This window comes from Lentzea aerocolonigenes (assembly GCF_000974445.1).
Taxonomy (GTDB): domain Bacteria; phylum Actinomycetota; class Actinomycetes; order Mycobacteriales; family Pseudonocardiaceae; genus Lentzea; species Lentzea aerocolonigenes.
This window is the reverse complement of record NZ_BBOJ01000005.1, coordinates 334,524-348,916: the sequence shown is the minus strand read 5'-3', so window position 1 is coordinate 348,916 and position 14,393 is coordinate 334,524. Positions and strand designations below refer to the sequence as shown.

Here is a 14,393-nt window from a genome sequence, read left to right as displayed (position 1 = left end):
CACGACGGCGCCCAGCGCACGCGACCAGCGACCGGCACGACGGCGCCCAGCGCACGCGACCAGCGACCGGCACGACGGCGCCCAGCGCACGCGACCAGCGACCGGCACGACGGCGCCCAGCGCACGCGACCAGCGACCGGCACGACGGCGCCCAGCGCACGCGACCAGCGACCGGCACGACGGCGCCCAGCGCACGCGACCAGCGACCGGCACGACGGCGCCCAGCGCACGCGACCAGCGGCACTCGGACAGCTCCTTACTGCAAACAGTTCGGATTTCAGGCGGCAGAATTGCCAAGATCGGGAATTGCACCGTCAAGCAATCAAACCCCGCTAAAATGCAATTCATCCGAGAAAAAGTCTCAATAGCCGAGAACCGGTTGACAAATGATGGACATAGCGCTTGTCAAGATGGGATTGCTTTGAATCCAGATTGGCGCGGTGTCAAAATTGACGGAAGTCGATCAGTGCGAAGCAGGCATGCAGAGCGGGCATGCAGAGCGAGAGGCGTGGGCAAGGGGCAGCGGAAGACAGATGGAGCTGGCCGGTGGAGAGTGGGGCACGAGGAGATGGCGACCATCGCAGTCAAGACGACCACTGAGTCAAGAGGTGCGACAGGTGACCCCCCACCCAAAACGACTGTTCATATGCCTGTCGGCCGACGAGTCGGGCGCAGCATCGGTAGCCCCTACGACAGGGGTGAACAGGCACTTTGCCGCACCGAAGGGCTACCGCTCTAACAGGTAGCTGGATCGGACCGTCGTCGGGTAGTTGACCAGGACGCTACAAAGCGATTCACCGACCGTACTGTTGATCTACTAGTCGGTCACTCGATGTAGTGACACCGGTCCGTCCTAAGTAGAAACACGCTGCACGGGGAACCCCGTTTGGCGTAGCGTTGACAACCTTGACACTGATCATCAGGCCCGCTGATATCGGGCAAAACTATACCTGCACAACCGGAAAGGGCGCGATTCTAATCTCTGAATCTCAGGGCTCGCCTGTACTGCGGGGACGAGGTGCAGGCGGGCTGTCGCGAACGATCATTGGGGGTGTACATGGGAATGGGGGATGATAAGCACCTAGCGCGGTCGCGAGATCTCCGTCATATGTTGAACGGGGAATGGCTCACGCACATCTTGGTGGCGTTGAGCGCTGGACCCCTGCATTACAACGAGCTTCATGCCGCCATCCAGGACATGACTACGTTCGACCCGTGGACCGGGACGGTCCGCAAGATTCAGAGTCGGGCGTTGGGCCGCACCCTGCGCCGGATGGAGACTGCTGGCCTGGTGGACCGGGTCGAGGAGCGGACCTTCCCGCGGTCGGTGGTGTACTCGCTAACGCCGGCTGCCGCGGACTTGCTGGTCCGGGCGCAGCCTCTGATCGACTGGGCGGAAGAGAACCTCGATCTGATCGAGCGCCTGCAGAAGACGCTGGAGGACGGCGATCCGCCGCAAGGCGATGATCGGTCTGACTGAGGTGCCGCTGCGATGGTGGACGCGGTTCAGCTGACTGCGGCGTTGTTGGTGGGGACCGGCCGCCGGGTGCTGCCGCGGCGCTGGAGGAAGTCGGCGAGGTTGAGTGTGTCGGCACTGGGGCGCTGACCGATTTCGTCCAGTGTGGTGGTCAGCAGGGCGAGGGTGCGTGGGATGGCAGCGTACTGATCGAGGCGGGCCTGGGTGCGGATGATGTCGCGGTAGACGCCCTCGTTGTAGCGGTCGAGCTTCCGGGTGCGTTCCAGCAGCGTGAGCATGGTTTCTGGCTCACTGTCGCCGTGCGCGCGGATCAGAGCGCCAAGCGCGTCCAGGACGTCGCGTCGGGTCGCCTCTCGGAACGTTTCGATCCAGGGCACGAGCAGGTCCTCGGCGAGGTCGCCCTGATAGAGCTCGACGGCATCGTGCAGCTGGGCCTCGGCATCGGGTGAGCTGGACGCCTGCAGGGCGTGCTGAAGTTGCCAGTAGTCGACGACGACACGTTCGTCGTCGAGCCGATAGCGGCCGTCATCGTTGAGAACGAGGTTGTCGAGCCGGCCGTCAGTGGCGTCAGCGAGGGCACGGCGCAACATGGACAGGGTGTTGTGGAACGAGTTGTACGGCCGCGGTGGCCGGCTGTCGGGCCAGAGGGCCTCGTTGAGGACTTCGCGGCGGACGCCGTCGGGGTGCAGCGCGAGGTAGACGAGCAGTTCTCGTTGCTTCGGTGTCAGCGCGCCGCTGAGCTCCTTCTCTCCCTCGTCGCCGCGCAGGGCCAGGTGCAGGCGTCCCAGCACATGCACAACCAGCGGGGGTTGCGGTGCTGCCACGTCACCGTTGTGCCGTTTCCGGGGTTCTTCGGCGGCCGATTCCTGATCTGCGGCTGGCTTGACGTCCTCGGCAGTCGTGCGGCGCTCGTCGGTGTCGTCGTCCGGAATGGCTGAGGCCGGGCCGTTCGGCTGGACGTCCACGGGGATGGGGCGAACGTCCAGCAACTGCAGGCTCGGGGCCAGTCGGGACTGCTGGTTGTCTTCCTGTTCCAGCGGGCGGGTGGACTCAAGCTGAGTCATCTCGTCAACCGAGCGCTGCTCGGGGACGGGCGGCGTCGGTACAACGTCGTGATCGTCCGCAGACAGCACGAGCTCGTCGCTGGTGAGGCCGCCGGTTGCGCGCCTCGGCGTAGCCAGGTCGGAGGGGCCTTCGGCATCGCGGAGCACGGCAAGCAACTCAGCGGCGTCGGTGGCAGGCAGCCTGAACAGGTGCGTGTCGGCGAGGGCGTCACCGAGACCGGGGCTGGTCGCGCTAACGGTGCCGTCGTGGCGGACGCGCACGGTCGCGCCGGGGCGCCACTGGCCGAGAAACACGCCGGCCAGGCCGAGGGTCGAGCCGTTGTCGAGCACGGCCTGCAGGCGGCGTTCCGCGTGGGGCGCGGGGCTGGCGAGCAGCACGAGCGAGGCCGGGACGAACTGGGCTTCGGTCTCCTCGATGACGTGGCGGGTCCGGGTGAGCAGAGCCGCTTCCATCTCATCGAGGGCAGCGTCGAGCGTGGCGACGACGTGAACGGTGGATGGCAGGTTCTCGACGCTGGCGCCGTCGAAGACGAGGTGCAGATCGTCGGCGGGTAAGAGCACGCGGATGCCGTCGCCGGGCTGCTGTTCGGTGAGCAGGTGCAGCAGGAGCGCGCGGGCAGCGGCGGTGGCGCCGGGGCCGGCGAGACCGAGGCCGCGGGTGCTGGCCAGGTTCAGGGCGAGTTCGCGACCGCCCCGCACGCCGACCCTCGCCGGTACGGAGACTGGTTCGTCGTCGGGTTCCAGATCCCCGGCGGCGGTGATGTGGATCCGCGGTGGAGCGGGCGCGAGGTCGACGAACTCCACGTTGTCCAGGGGCCTGCGTTCGCTGTGGTCGTCCTGGTCATACGCGGCCCTCAGGGCGCGGACTACGGGCGCGATCGGTCGCTGCAGGTCGATGCGGTCGCCGCTGCCGACGCGGTAGCAGCGTCGGCGCCACATCCGGGCCGACACCATGGCCGTCGTGATCGCTCCGGCCAGGCCGAGGCTGACGAACACACCCGTCAGCAGGTCGAGTCCCGGTTCGGCCTGGTCGTCGCTGTGCTCGCCAGCCTCGTCCGTGGCCGGCGCTGGGGTCGTGTTCGGCGCGGGCTGTGTTGACGGTGGCGTGGTCGGCGCTGTGCTCGTCGGAGGAGGCAGTGGTTGCGGAGGCGGTACCTGCGGCTGCTGCTCGCCGGGATGCTGTTCGGGCGGGGCCGGAATGTATGCGGTGATCTTCCAGCCAGGGCGAACGAGGTTGGGTTGGGTCAGCGCGCGACCGTCGGGCTGCTCCACGCCGCGGTTGAGCTGGAACAGCTCCGGCCAACGGCTTCCGCCGCCGGGACCGTAGATGCGTTCGGCGACCCGCCACAGGCTGTCGTAGATCCCGTCCCGGGGAAGTCGGACTTCCTCCGTGATCTGGACCATGCCCGGCGGGGCAGGTGCTGCACGATCGATCACCAAGGTGGTCGCCGGGACCACGGCCGCGGCTGTCTGCGGGTCTGCAGCCTGGGTGGCCGGGCCGGGCGTCAAGGGCGCGACGACCGCGACTGGCACGAGATCGCCGGTAACGGCTGCGGCGGTCGGGACCGTGTACGGGGTCCGGTTGTCGAGCAGGGTCAGCACGATGGTGCCGATCAGGGCTGCGGCGAGCCCGTGCAGTGGGCCAGGTGGGCGGACCTGCGGCCAGGTAATCCCGCGCGCCGCATCGACGGTGCAGCGCAGGACGTCGAGCGCGAAGAAGAACCAGACGATCCAGCACAGCACCGCCAGGGTGTTGAGCAGGAACTGCGCGCTCATCGGGTTGAGCAACGTCGCCTGGATCTCGTCCCACGTCGGCACGTGATCAGGCAGGGGCCAACCCACGAAGTGCACGAGGGCCCAGGGCAAGCCCACCACGAGCGCGAGCAGGACGACGAGCGCGAGCAGACTTCGCACGAACCGGAGTGTGACGGCGAGCGCCCACCAGCCTGGTCGGCTTGTCCTCGGCCGTATCGGCTTCCGATGAGAGGAGTGCGAGTGTGCGGTCACGACGTGCTCGATTCCTTGGATGTACAGGTTTACGGCTCCGCGGATGCCACCGGAGACAGCGGCGTCATGTCACCAGCGCGGGAATCCGGGTGGAGGTGTCCGCCGCACCGTTGCGAGGCCCGGCGAGCTCGGGTGACGCGGATGACTGGGTGACCGGCGCCGGGTTCGATGTGGACGATGCCTGGCTCGCATCCCGTTTCGCGGTAGCGGTGCTGGAGGTGGATCGCTTGCGGTTGGGGCGAGTCGTCTTGCGGCCGTTGAGCCACTGGGTGAGGTCGGTGGCCGGTACGTCGGTGAACTTGGCCAGCTCGTCAACGCTGATGACGTCGCTGGACTCAGCAAGAACATCACCGAGTTCTCGCTCGATGTTGCCGAGTTTCTCGGCCATCTCTGCCCGCAGCAATGCAAGCTCACCGACGCGCTTGGCCGCAGCGGCCCTCTTCGCGCTACGAGCCGCGTCGGCTTGCTCCACACGGCGTTCGATCTCTTCAGTCGTCGCCATCCTGGTCTCCTTCCCCGTTGTGGCACTGAATTGGGTACGAGCGCGTAAGGATCGTCATGGGAGTACTCCAGAGATCCCGCGTTGCGGTTGGGCCTGCCCGGTTCCTGTAACCGTGATTGAGCCGATGCTGACCAGTCCGAGCAGCTGGGTCGGCTGGGTGATGCTGACGGTCACGTTCACCGTGTTGCCGGCCACCGAGACGGTGCCGGTGTGGCCGGCGGCGGCGAGGTAGCTGTGAGCCGCGGCGCTGGCCTCGTGCGGGACCAGGCGCAGGGTGCCGTCGGTGCGGTAGGCGGTCAGGTCGATTTCTTGGGCACCGGCCCGCGCGGCTTCCTGCGCCTCCCCCATCGCACGGACCTTGGCGGCCAGGGCGAGCCCGCCGTCGAGCACGACCCCGGCGAACAGCAGCGCGGCGAGGGCGATGATGACGACGAAGGCAGTCACCCGACCGGCCTGGTCCTCGCGCAGCCGGCCGGTTCGGCGGCGCAGCGATGCGGCCAACCTCATAGCGCACCTCCGGCTTGGGCGTTCGGGGCGGTGCCGCGCCAGACATCGACCGGGGAGGAGAAGCTGGATTGGAACGTCCGGCTGCCGGGCACGCCGAGGGAGGTCAGGTCTCCGAGCCCGACGCTGCAGGACACGGTGACGGTCACCGTGGAGCCCGGCTTGAGTCCCTGGGTGTCGGTGGACACCGACAAGGACTGGCAGGTGATCCCGGCGGACGCCAGGGCTGCGCTGGCGGTGGCTTGGGCGTTGGCGGTGGCCTGCGATGGGGTGCGGGCCAGGGTGGCGGTGCGGGCCGCTTGGTGCGCGATGTCGTTGATCCGCAGCTTGGTGTCGGCCAGCCGACCGCAGAACACCACGAACAGCAGCAGCAGGATCAGGAGCGGGGTCAGTAGAGTGAGCTCGGCCGCAGCGGAGCCTCGTTCGTTCCGACGCAGCGCGCGAATACTTGCGCGCATCGAGCGCGCGAACGCGGGAAGACGGCGGGCCGCGGTCATGGTGCCACCGCCCCTGCACCGGTCGGCGGGGTGAATTTCTCCACGGGCCCAACGGCTTCGGCGTGCACCGTGAAGGTCGCGAATGGAATCACGTTGATCACGGTTCCGGTGACCGTCACGGATGCTTGGTTCGGTCCTCGCTGGACGTTGACCGATGTTCCTTGCAGCGGGCCACTTCCGAGTTGGGTAAGGACTCGTTGTCCTTCGGCATTGCCCACGGCCGTACTGCCGCCGTACACCCGTGCTGCGGACAGGGCTTCGGAGGCGGCGGCTTGGGCGATGTGGGTGGCGTGCATGTAGAGCGCGAACTGCGCGATCAACAGGATCAGCAGCAACAGCAAGGGCGTGGCGACGACGAGTTCGACCGTGCCGGCGCCACGCTGATCCGTCCGAAGTCGGCGCAGCGCCGCCCGCACGCGCATCCGGTGTGGACACTCGCGCGGTTTCGGCGTGCGGGGACGGCTGGGGCGTCGAGGCATCGTGGTCACCGGCCTACAGGTTGATCCCGTTGGCTTTCTGGGTGACCTTGACGACGATGATCGCGATCACCCCGATGGCCAGCGCCGCCAGCAACGCGGTCACCACGACCGCCTCGGTCGAGTAACCCGCCTCGTCGCGGCGCAGCCGCTCCAGCTCGGCCTGAATGCGGGCGATGAGGATCTGAACTTCGGTGAACATCAGCTTCTCCCCTGCGGTTCGGGGTCCGGTATGGACAGTCCTTGTGGGAACTTCAGAGACCTCCCAGCACGCTCGCGAGGGCAGGGAACCCGATGAAAATCAGGAACCCGCCGAACAGCATCACCACGGGAAGGCTCATCCGTTCGGTGGCGGCCTGTGCTTCGCCTTCAGCGTCAGTGAGTTCACGGGTGCGCAGCGCCGCGGCCTTGGCCGCGAGGCTGGCGCGCACGCGGGCGCCCTCGGTGCCGGCAAGGCTGACCGAGGCGGCGAGCTCGGACAGCTGGTGCACGTCGAGTTCGGTGCCGAGCTGGCCGAGGGTGGACCACGGTGTGGTGCGGGTCAGCTTGGCGGTGACCAGCGCGCGGCGCAGCTGTTGGAAGGCCCAGCCCTTGCCGATGTTCACCGCGTCCGACAGCGCGCCGTCGACTCCGGCGCCGCCGGCCAGCAGGACCCGGATCAGGTTCAGGTAGGCCGACAGCGCGTGCCGGAAGGTCGAGCGTCGCCGCTCGGCTTCCTGCCGGACGCTGATGTCCGGCAGCAGGAATCCACCGAGCGCGAAGAGCAGGCTCGCGACCGCGGGGACTTCCCAGCCGAGACCAACGTCGGCCACGACGAGCAGTAGGTGCATCAGGATCGGCAGCAGCAGCCCGGTCAGCGCCAGCGTGGCCTTCTCGGCCAGGTGGTGCTCGATGCTCTTGCCGGTGACTGCGAGGTCGTTGCGCAGCTTGCGGTTGGGCAACCCGAGTGCGGCCAGCGGCTTGATGAACGGCTGGCCCACGCGCAACGCCCAGCCGTCGGAGTCCGCGGTGAGGATCGGTGGCGGCGCGGGCGTCGCGTGCAACCGGTCGACCAGAGCGCGCAGCGGCGGCCTCGGCGGGAACACGTAGACCACGAGTGCCCACAAGCCGACGCCGAGCCCGGCGCCCCACAACAACGCGCTGATCATGACGACGCCCCCTTCCCGGTGAGCAGGTCATCGACGTCCACGTCGGCGTCGTGGGGCCGGATCGTGGCCAGCTCCGTGAGGAAGCGCTCCGGCTCACGCATCCGCGCAATCCTTGCCAGCCAAGCAAAAGCTGCCGCGAACAGCGCGCCGACGAACAGCAACATGATTTGCCCGAACGCGGAGTCGTACGGGGCGAGGTAGCCGCGGTTGAGCAGCACCAGCCCGATCGCGAAGGACAGCGTGGTGATCACGATGACGCGCACGCTGGTCCGGGTACGGGCGCGGCCGGCCTCGACGCGCATCCGCATGGACGCCTGCTCGCGTGCCTCGCCGGCGAGTTCGCCGAGCAGGTCGGCCAGCTGCCGGGCCTGGTGCTCGGCGGCCAGCACGAGCGCGGAGATCACCAGGTCCGCGGTGGGATCGCGCAGCTGGTCGGCGAGGTGGCGCAGCGACGGCGCGAGGCGTTCGCCGCGCTCCAGCCGAACGGCGAGCTCGGTGATCTCCTCGCGGATCGCCTCGGGGCAGGCCGGGGCGGTGGCGAGGATGGCCTGTTCCAGGCCGGCCGCAGCCACCAGGGTGTCGCGCAGCATCTCCGTCCACGCGGCGATCGCCTCGATGCGTTCGAGGTGACGCTTGTGGTCGACGTTCGACCCGAGGATCCGCGGCAGGCCGACGACCGCGAGCGCGGTCAGGATGGCGGCGACCACCCAGCCGGTGACCGCGCCGACGGCCAGGCCGGCGAGCACGGCCACAACAAGCCAGCCAACCCGCTTGCGGTCATGCCAGGCGGCCAGCCAGGCGCTCAGCCGCGACGGCGTCGCCGGACGGGCGGGTCGGCCGCGCAGCCCGGCGGCAATCAGTAGGACACCGACGGCCACACCGGCACCGAGCAGGCCGAACAGGGCGGCGGTCGTCGTCATGGCCTCCACCACCCTTCGCGCCGCTCGAACAGGTCCGGGTCGTAGCCCGCCTCCACGAGCAGGTCGACGGTGTCGGTACGCAGCGGCGCGCCCGGTACGGCGCGCAGATCCGGGCCGGGCCGCCAGACCTCGTTGCTGATGATCTGAGCGCCGTCGGCACCGACGACTTCCCGGATCGAGGACACCACCCGCTTGCTCGGGTCGTCGCGGGGCTTTTCCAGGTGCACCACGAAGTGCAGCGCCGCGGCGACCAGCAGGTTGGTTGCCTCCATCGGCAACCGCTCCGGGCCTTGCACGGCGTAGGCGGCCAGCTTGGTGAACGCGCCTTGGCTGCTGGAGGAGTGCAGGGTGCCCATGCTGCCGTCGTTGCCCATGGACATCGCGTTGGTCAGCGGGATGACCTCCGGGCCGCGGACCTCGCCGACGATGACCCGGTCCGGCGACATGCGCAGGGACTGCCACACCAGGTCCGACAGGGAGATCTCGCCCTGGCCCTCGATGTTCGGTTCGCGGGCCTGCAGAGCCACCACATCCGGGTGAGCATCGGCGTCCTCGCCGAGCCCGAGCTCGAGGACGTCCTCGATGGTGATCAGCCGCTCCCACGGCGGGATGGCCGAGGCCAGGCCACGCAGCAGGGTGGTCTTGCCGATCGCCGTACCGCCGGTGACCAGGATGTTGCGCTTGGCCCGCACCAGGGCTTTCAGGAAGCTCTCCAGGGCGAGGTCGATGGTGCCGTTCTCGCGCAGCTCGGCCAGCGTGACCTTGGCGAAACGGTGTCGCCGGATCGACACCGATGGCCGCGTGGTGACCGCCATGACCGCCGAGACGCGCTCGCCACCGGGCAACTGGAAGTTCACGATCGGGCTGCCGCGGTCGAAGCGGCGCTCCTCCACCCCGGAGCGGGTGGCCAGGTCACGGATGAGCTCGATCAGCTCGGTGTCCGAGCCGACGACCGGTGGCAAACGGTTGCGGCGGCCGTCGGCGTACTTGACGAAGACGCGGTCGCCGTTGATGTTGATGTTCTCGATGTCGGTGTCTGCCAGCAGCGGTTCCAGGCCAGCCAGGCCGAAGACCTCGTCGAGGACCTGGCGGATCAGCCGCTGCTCGACCTCGGGCGCCACCAGCATCCCGCCGGTGGCGGAGTTGCGTAGTTCAGCCTGGGCGTGCGCCTCGGCCGCGTCGGTCAGGATCGCCTCGGCCAGCCGGCGGCGTGCTGGGGCGTCCATCGGCGGGCGGCCGGCGGTCTCGTCAGCCCGGATGCGCCTGCTGAGTTGGGTGGACAACTCCTCGCGCAGGTGCTGCCGCAGCCGTTCCACCGCGGCGGCTTCCCCGGCGGGCCGGTGTGGAAGATCCGCCGGTCCAGGCGTGTGCTGGGCAGCCAGGTTCGGGCCGGCGCCGTTGGTCGACGCCGCCAGGCGCGGATCACCGACATCAGGCCGCGTCATGGCGTCGCCCCGTTACGGGTTTGCGGCCCGAGCGGTTGCAGAGCCGCACCCGAGACTTGCTCACCCGGAACGGCCAGCCGCAGGTGCTGGGGACGGGCGCCGTTGCCGGTCGGCTGGTGCCCGTGCGCATAAAGGTTGAGCGCGATCCTGGCGGCAGCCCGCCCCAGCGCGGACTTGTCGGGCCCACGTCGGCCGGTGCCCTGGCCACCGAGCACCGCGGCGCCCTTGTCGTCGCGCGGCACGCGACCCATCACCGGGATGCGCAGCGCCAGGGAAACCTCTGCGGTCGGGTAGCCGTCGCCGACCAGGACGAAGCACGGGCGGCGTGACCACTGCTGGGCGGCCTGCAGCTTGAGCGCGACGTGCGCGAGCTCGTCGTCATGTGGGCGGGCGACCAGCAGCATCGCGTCCGCGCTGCGGATGATCGGGAACGCGGGTGAGTCCGGATCGACCCGGCCGCAGTCGGCGATGACCGTGGTCTCCGGCTGGTCGGCGGCTCGCCGCAGTGGCGAGGACGGCCCCGAGGCCAGCACCGCCAGGGCGGCGCGAGCTTGTTCGGCGCCGACCGGGCCGAGCACCACCCGCAGGCCACCGGGGAGAAGCTGGGTGTGCTGGGCGAGCAGATTCGGGTCGGCGCCGCCGCGGCCTCGCGCCGCCGCGGCCAAGCTCACCAGGCCCGGTGTGTCGGGCAGCCGGAAGCGGGCCATCAGGTCACCGCCGGCAGGGTCGACCTCGACCACGATCGGGTTCTCCTGGCCCGGCCAGCGGGCGCCGAGCGCGGTCGCCAGGGTGGTCACGCCCGGCGACCCTTTCAGCGAGCAGACGGCGATGAGCATCAGCGGCCTCCTCCCGCGATCGCGACCAGACTGAGTTGTCCCGCCGGGGCCGAGGCCAATGCGCGAGCGTCCGATTCGGACAGTTGCAGCGACACGACCGTTGTCTGCTCGGTCTCGCGCGTGGCAATGCCCGTCACCACCGCGGTCCACGACGACGTCTGCCCGGAACCGGTCGACGTTCCGGTCGTTGTGCCCTGCCCTGGAGTCGTGAGGACCGCGACGGTGGTACCGGGCGACAGGTCAGGCGGGAACTGTCCCGGCTTGAGCCCCACGGCGGCGATTGCCTTGCCCGGCACCGGAATCTGTGGTGCGCCGAGCACCGAACGGGTCACCAACGAGCCGGCGGGCAGGCTGAACGCAACCGGCTGCCCCACCACTGTGGACGCAGCCGATGCGGGCATCACGTCCATGCCGGAGTCCGCGGCCATGCTGACCTGCTTGAGATCCTGCGCCGTCAGAACTTGGCCTACGGCAACAGGACGGGCCAGCGCGAGCACGCTTTCCCGGTCACCCAGCTGCATTCCGGCGAACACACCGCCGGCCGCGCACACCAGGACCAGCAGAACACCGAGCAACAGGTAGGGCACGCTTCGGCGCCGGCCTCTGCCGCTCAAACGCGAAGGAGTCTTGCCGTCACGGCCGGCCCACGCGTTCGGCGACGCTGGTTTCTGCGTCGTCGTGTCCGTGCTGGTCGAACCTGCGGTAGTGGTCACCACCGACCTCCTTCAGACATGACGCCATCGCGACGCGTCGACTCGGGTGTTCGACGTGCCTTGTTCGCAACAGGGTGTTTCGTTGTGCCCGCCCGCCCTCGTGAGGCGGGAGGCTTCGCTCAGCCGGTCGCGATTCCCTGGCTCTCCGCCACGCGGAACGCCACCGAGGCCGAGGTCGTCATGTTCGGGAACGTGCCGCCCTGGCCCGCGCCCGACCACATCACGGTCCAGTTCACCGTGGCGGTCACCGGGAACGCGTCGGCGCGCTGCCCGGCCGAAGACGTCTTGTACGTGTAGCCGCAGTCCGGCGAGGTGCTCTTCGGGTCACCACCGGCGGGGAACGGCGAGCCAGGGCCGGTACAGGTCACCGAGCCGCCGTCACCCATCGACCACGTCACCGAGGTGGGCCTCGCGACCGCGGTCACCGACACGCCCGGCACCGACGCGGTGGCCGAGACATCCCCCCAGCTGCTGCGGTCCAGCCACAACCAGGTCGGCAAGCTGACCAGCTGATCGGCAGCCGGGTTCGCCTTGATCTTCGGCGCGGGCAACCGCAGCTGGTTCCGCGCCTGCGCCGCGAGCTCGGCCGGCGATGGCAACGGCACCGGACCCGGCTGGCCATCCGCGATCCACACCGGCGGCCGGTACAGCGCATCCGCGAAGCCGGGGCCGGTGCACTTATAGACGTACCAAGCACCGGACGGCGGCTGAGCCTGCGCGAACCGCGGCTGCGCGACCGCGAACTGCACGGTGGCCGACTCGCGCTGCGGCCGATACACCGCAGGCACCGCCGTGACCGCACCGGTTTTCGGCGGAACATGGAAGGCCGCCGGCTGCACGCCTCCCGGTGGCGGGCCTTGGTAGTCACTGCGCACGTAGCCGCACTGGGCCAGATTGGTGATACCGCCGACGATCGTGTCGCCATTGGCATTGGACTGCCCCGTGCCGGGATTGCCGTTGCCAGGATTCGGCTTGCTGTTCCCGTTGCCCTGGTTACCGTTTCCGGGCCGAGGGTTCTTGCCTGCACCAAGTTCACAACCAGGGTTGGGGTACTGGGTGCAGTCGGTAAACCCGTACCCGTCGTCCGCGAACGCGGGCAACGCGCTCGCCAGCATCACGGTCGCAGACAAGCCGACCGCAACTCCCAGACGTTTCAACACGAACCCACCCCCTCCACGGCGAAGCGGGTGACCCTCCACGTGCCGTCCTGCTGCTTCTTGACTTCCGCGGTGATCGAGCGCCGTCCGCCCGGTGCGTCATTGAGCAACTGGCCGTCCTTGTACTTCAGCCAGTTCGAGCTGTCACTGCAGTCCGAGATCATGACCGTGGTCGGATTCGCAGCGGGTTCCGCACTGGACACCTGGGGGTTGTTCGTCGGCGCGCCCTTGGACACCACACCGTTGAGGTGATCGGTGTACAGGCTGCGATTGATCACCCCGAGCGCGTCGCCAGTCGCGTACTTCGCGAGCTCAGGCGACTGCCAATCCGCGGTCTCGCCCACCTTGGCCATCTGCCGCCACATGCCCGTGTAGGCAGCCGTCGCCTGCTGACGCGCGGTGTCCGCGGGAGAAGCCGACGACGGCGGAAGGCTGGTCGTCGATGGCGGCGTTGCCGCCCCAGTCGTGCCCCCAGGCGTCGAAGACGAGTTCGAACTACAGGCCACCAACGTCAGCGCCGCGAGTCCAACAACCGCCAGTCCCACCCTGCGCCAGCCGTTGCGGCCTTGTACGTTGCCCCCGACCACGTGCACCCCCTCCGATCTGCGAAAAGTCCTTTCGATCTAGTGTCGTACTCCTCACGTCTACCTGGCGCCCCCTAGGAGACCGCAATGTCCCTATGAAGGGACACAAGTGTCGGAACAGCGGAAACCAGGCAAACTTCGCCCAAATGGGTTAATGCCGCCGTGTCCAAATGGCACCCAGCAATAGGCTCGTTACACCGGAAGGCTGCAACGAGAGGGCCACAGGGGGTACAGCCTTGACGAGCTCTGCCACACCCGCGAGCAGGCGAACGACGCGAGTACCACAGTGACCGCGGCCAGCATCGGCTGCTGGGGCCTGGTCGGACTCGTCATCGCCAGCGTCCTGCGTATCGCCATCCAGCGAAGCTCAATTCTCCCGCCAGGGTGCGAGCGACTCTCGCCACCGGCCCTGCTCGAAGTGGTCACCGCGGTCCTGTTCTCGACACTGGCCTGGCGCATCGGCGCCGTACCGGACCTGTTCGCCTACTCCTGGCTCGCTGCGGTTGGTGTCCCGCTGGCCGCGATCGACTGGAATTCCCGCACGCTACCCACCCAGCTCATCTGGCCCGGCGGAATCGTCCTCGCTGCACTCTTCGGCATGGCTGCCCTGCTCAACCGCGACGCGCACCCGCTCCTCCGGTCCGGAGTTGGCATGCTCGTCCTACTCGCGTTCTACGGAGCGCTCTACTTCCTTCGACCCGGCCAGCTCGGCGGCGGAGACCTCCGACTCGCAGCTCTACTGGGCCTTGCTCTCGGGTGGATCGACTTGTCGGCGATTCTGGTCGGCACGCTCGTTGGCTGGTTCGGTGCTGCCCTTGCCCTGCTCGTGCTACGCATCAGTCGACCATCGAGGCCCAGCCGTGATGTACCGCTCGGCCCGTTCCTGATCATCGGAGCCTTCAGCGTCGTGGTCACGCAGCAGATGACCTGACTCCTACCAGGCCGTCTGCCGGCTAGTTGGAGCTGGGGCCTCTCACTCGGAACAGTCGCGGGTGCCCGTGGCGAGAGTGTCGTGTGCAGGGGTCGGTCGTTACGTCATGCCAAGCCTCAGACCGCCGCCGAA

At 68.6% G+C, this 14,393-nt stretch carries 16 protein-coding genes; 2 read left to right on the top strand and 14 right to left on the bottom strand.

All coding sequences use genetic code 11. The features are described from left to right. Window positions 1-244, bottom strand: a 244-nt coding sequence (locus AOM45_RS52805; protein WP_236703359.1) for a hypothetical protein, incomplete at its 3' end; no start/stop codon positions are given. A gap of 813 nt (window positions 245-1,057) precedes the next feature. Here AOM45_RS52805 and AOM45_RS12255 point away from each other — a divergent pair. Further along, the gene (locus AOM45_RS12255) at window positions 1,058-1,480 is read left to right on the top strand and encodes a winged helix-turn-helix transcriptional regulator (protein WP_369406688.1); all 423 of its coding nucleotides are present in this window, start codon (window positions 1,058-1,060) and stop codon (window positions 1,478-1,480) included. A gap of 26 nt (window positions 1,481-1,506) precedes the next feature. On the opposite strand, the gene AOM45_RS12250 is transcribed toward AOM45_RS12255, so the two are convergent. The 13 genes from AOM45_RS12250 to AOM45_RS52800 all read right to left on the bottom strand — a co-directional run bounded on the left by AOM45_RS12250 (window position 1,507) and on the right by AOM45_RS52800 (window position 13,333). After that, a complete protein-coding gene (locus tag AOM45_RS12250) occupies window positions 1,507-4,455 on the bottom strand; it encodes an AfsR/SARP family transcriptional regulator (RefSeq protein WP_051784555.1) in 2,949 nt (982 codons plus the stop codon). Window positions 4,456-4,612: 157 nt separating this feature from the next. Continuing rightward, window positions 4,613-5,050, bottom strand: a complete 438-nt coding sequence (locus AOM45_RS12245; protein WP_030472525.1) for a hypothetical protein — start codon at window positions 5,048-5,050, stop codon at window positions 4,613-4,615. 54 nt (window positions 5,051-5,104) lie between these two features. After that, the gene (locus AOM45_RS12240; RefSeq protein WP_030472526.1) at window positions 5,105-5,557 is read right to left on the bottom strand and encodes a TadE/TadG family type IV pilus assembly protein; all 453 of its coding nucleotides are present in this window, start codon (window positions 5,555-5,557) and stop codon (window positions 5,105-5,107) included. Next, window positions 5,554-6,051, bottom strand: coding sequence for a TadE/TadG family type IV pilus assembly protein (locus AOM45_RS12235; protein WP_236703351.1), 498 nt, complete (start codon window positions 6,049-6,051; stop codon window positions 5,554-5,556). The genes AOM45_RS12240 and AOM45_RS12235 overlap by 4 nt, the downstream gene beginning before the upstream one ends. Further along, window positions 6,048-6,473, bottom strand: a complete 426-nt coding sequence (locus AOM45_RS12230) for a TadE/TadG family type IV pilus assembly protein (protein WP_035913255.1) — start codon at window positions 6,471-6,473, stop codon at window positions 6,048-6,050. Before AOM45_RS12230 ends, AOM45_RS12235 begins: the two co-directional genes overlap by 4 nt. 70 nt (window positions 6,474-6,543) lie before the next feature. Continuing rightward, complete coding sequence (locus AOM45_RS12225; protein ID WP_030472529.1) at window positions 6,544-6,729, bottom strand: hypothetical protein; 186 nt, start codon at window positions 6,727-6,729, stop codon at window positions 6,544-6,546. A 52-nt stretch (window positions 6,730-6,781) separates the two neighbouring features. After that, the gene (locus AOM45_RS12220) at window positions 6,782-7,675 is read right to left on the bottom strand and encodes a type II secretion system F family protein (protein WP_030472530.1); all 894 of its coding nucleotides are present in this window, start codon (window positions 7,673-7,675) and stop codon (window positions 6,782-6,784) included. Further along, complete coding sequence (locus AOM45_RS12215; RefSeq protein WP_063757168.1) at window positions 7,672-8,595, bottom strand: type II secretion system F family protein; 924 nt, start codon at window positions 8,593-8,595, stop codon at window positions 7,672-7,674. The genes AOM45_RS12220 and AOM45_RS12215 overlap by 4 nt, the downstream gene beginning before the upstream one ends. Continuing rightward, on the bottom strand, window positions 8,592-10,040 hold the full coding sequence (locus AOM45_RS12210) for a TadA family conjugal transfer-associated ATPase (RefSeq protein ID WP_030472532.1): 1,449 nt from the start codon (window positions 10,038-10,040) through the stop codon (window positions 8,592-8,594). Before AOM45_RS12210 ends, AOM45_RS12215 begins: the two co-directional genes overlap by 4 nt. Then, a complete protein-coding gene (locus AOM45_RS12205; protein ID WP_051784556.1) occupies window positions 10,037-10,876 on the bottom strand; it encodes a CpaE/TadZ family protein in 840 nt (279 codons plus the stop codon). Before AOM45_RS12205 ends, AOM45_RS12210 begins: the two co-directional genes overlap by 4 nt. Next, the gene (locus AOM45_RS12200) at window positions 10,876-11,589 is read right to left on the bottom strand and encodes an SAF domain-containing protein (RefSeq protein WP_051784559.1); all 714 of its coding nucleotides are present in this window, start codon (window positions 11,587-11,589) and stop codon (window positions 10,876-10,878) included. The genes AOM45_RS12205 and AOM45_RS12200 overlap by 1 nt, the downstream gene beginning before the upstream one ends. 119 nt (window positions 11,590-11,708) lie before the next feature. Beyond that, entirely contained in the window at window positions 11,709-12,719 is a 1,011-nt protein-coding gene (locus tag AOM45_RS12195; protein WP_236703341.1) for a hypothetical protein, read from the bottom strand. Window positions 12,720-12,742: 23 nt separating this feature from the next. Continuing rightward, window positions 12,743-13,333 carry a hypothetical protein gene (locus AOM45_RS52800; RefSeq protein ID WP_236703339.1) on the bottom strand — a complete coding sequence of 197 codons (591 nt, stop codon included), beginning with the start codon at window positions 13,331-13,333 and terminating at the stop codon, window positions 12,743-12,745. A 283-nt stretch (window positions 13,334-13,616) separates the two neighbouring features. Here AOM45_RS52800 and AOM45_RS12185 point away from each other — a divergent pair, with 283 nt between their 5' ends. Continuing rightward, window positions 13,617-14,261, top strand: coding sequence for a prepilin peptidase (locus AOM45_RS12185; protein WP_030472537.1), 645 nt, complete (start codon window positions 13,617-13,619; stop codon window positions 14,259-14,261). Window positions 14,262-14,393 lie beyond the last annotated feature (132 nt).

What these genes read in the sequence shown, in the direction of transcription:
- AOM45_RS12255 (WP_369406688.1), top strand. Translation starts at nt 1,058, where the DNA reads ATGGGAATGGGGGATGATAAGCACCTAGCGCGGTCGCGAGATCTCCGT.
- AOM45_RS12220 (WP_030472530.1), bottom strand. Translation starts at nt 7,675, where the DNA reads ATGATCAGCGCGTTGTTGTGGGGCGCCGGGCTCGGCGTCGGCTTGTGG.
- AOM45_RS12205 (WP_051784556.1), bottom strand. Translation starts at nt 10,876, where the DNA reads ATGCTCATCGCCGTCTGCTCGCTGAAAGGGTCGCCGGGCGTGACCACC.
- AOM45_RS12215 (WP_063757168.1), bottom strand. Translation starts at nt 8,595, where the DNA reads ATGACGACGACCGCCGCCCTGTTCGGCCTGCTCGGTGCCGGTGTGGCC.
- AOM45_RS12225 (WP_030472529.1), bottom strand. Translation starts at nt 6,729, where the DNA reads ATGTTCACCGAAGTTCAGATCCTCATCGCCCGCATTCAGGCCGAGCTG.
- AOM45_RS12230 (WP_035913255.1), bottom strand. Translation starts at nt 6,473, where the DNA reads ATGCGCGTGCGGGCGGCGCTGCGCCGACTTCGGACGGATCAGCGTGGC.
- AOM45_RS12210 (WP_030472532.1), bottom strand. Translation starts at nt 10,040, where the DNA reads ATGACGCGGCCTGATGTCGGTGATCCGCGCCTGGCGGCGTCGACCAAC.
- AOM45_RS12245 (WP_030472525.1), bottom strand. Translation starts at nt 5,050, where the DNA reads ATGGCGACGACTGAAGAGATCGAACGCCGTGTGGAGCAAGCCGACGCG.
- AOM45_RS12235 (WP_236703351.1), bottom strand. Translation starts at nt 6,051, where the DNA reads ATGACCGCGGCCCGCCGTCTTCCCGCGTTCGCGCGCTCGATGCGCGCA.
- AOM45_RS12240 (WP_030472526.1), bottom strand. Translation starts at nt 5,557, where the DNA reads ATGAGGTTGGCCGCATCGCTGCGCCGCCGAACCGGCCGGCTGCGCGAG.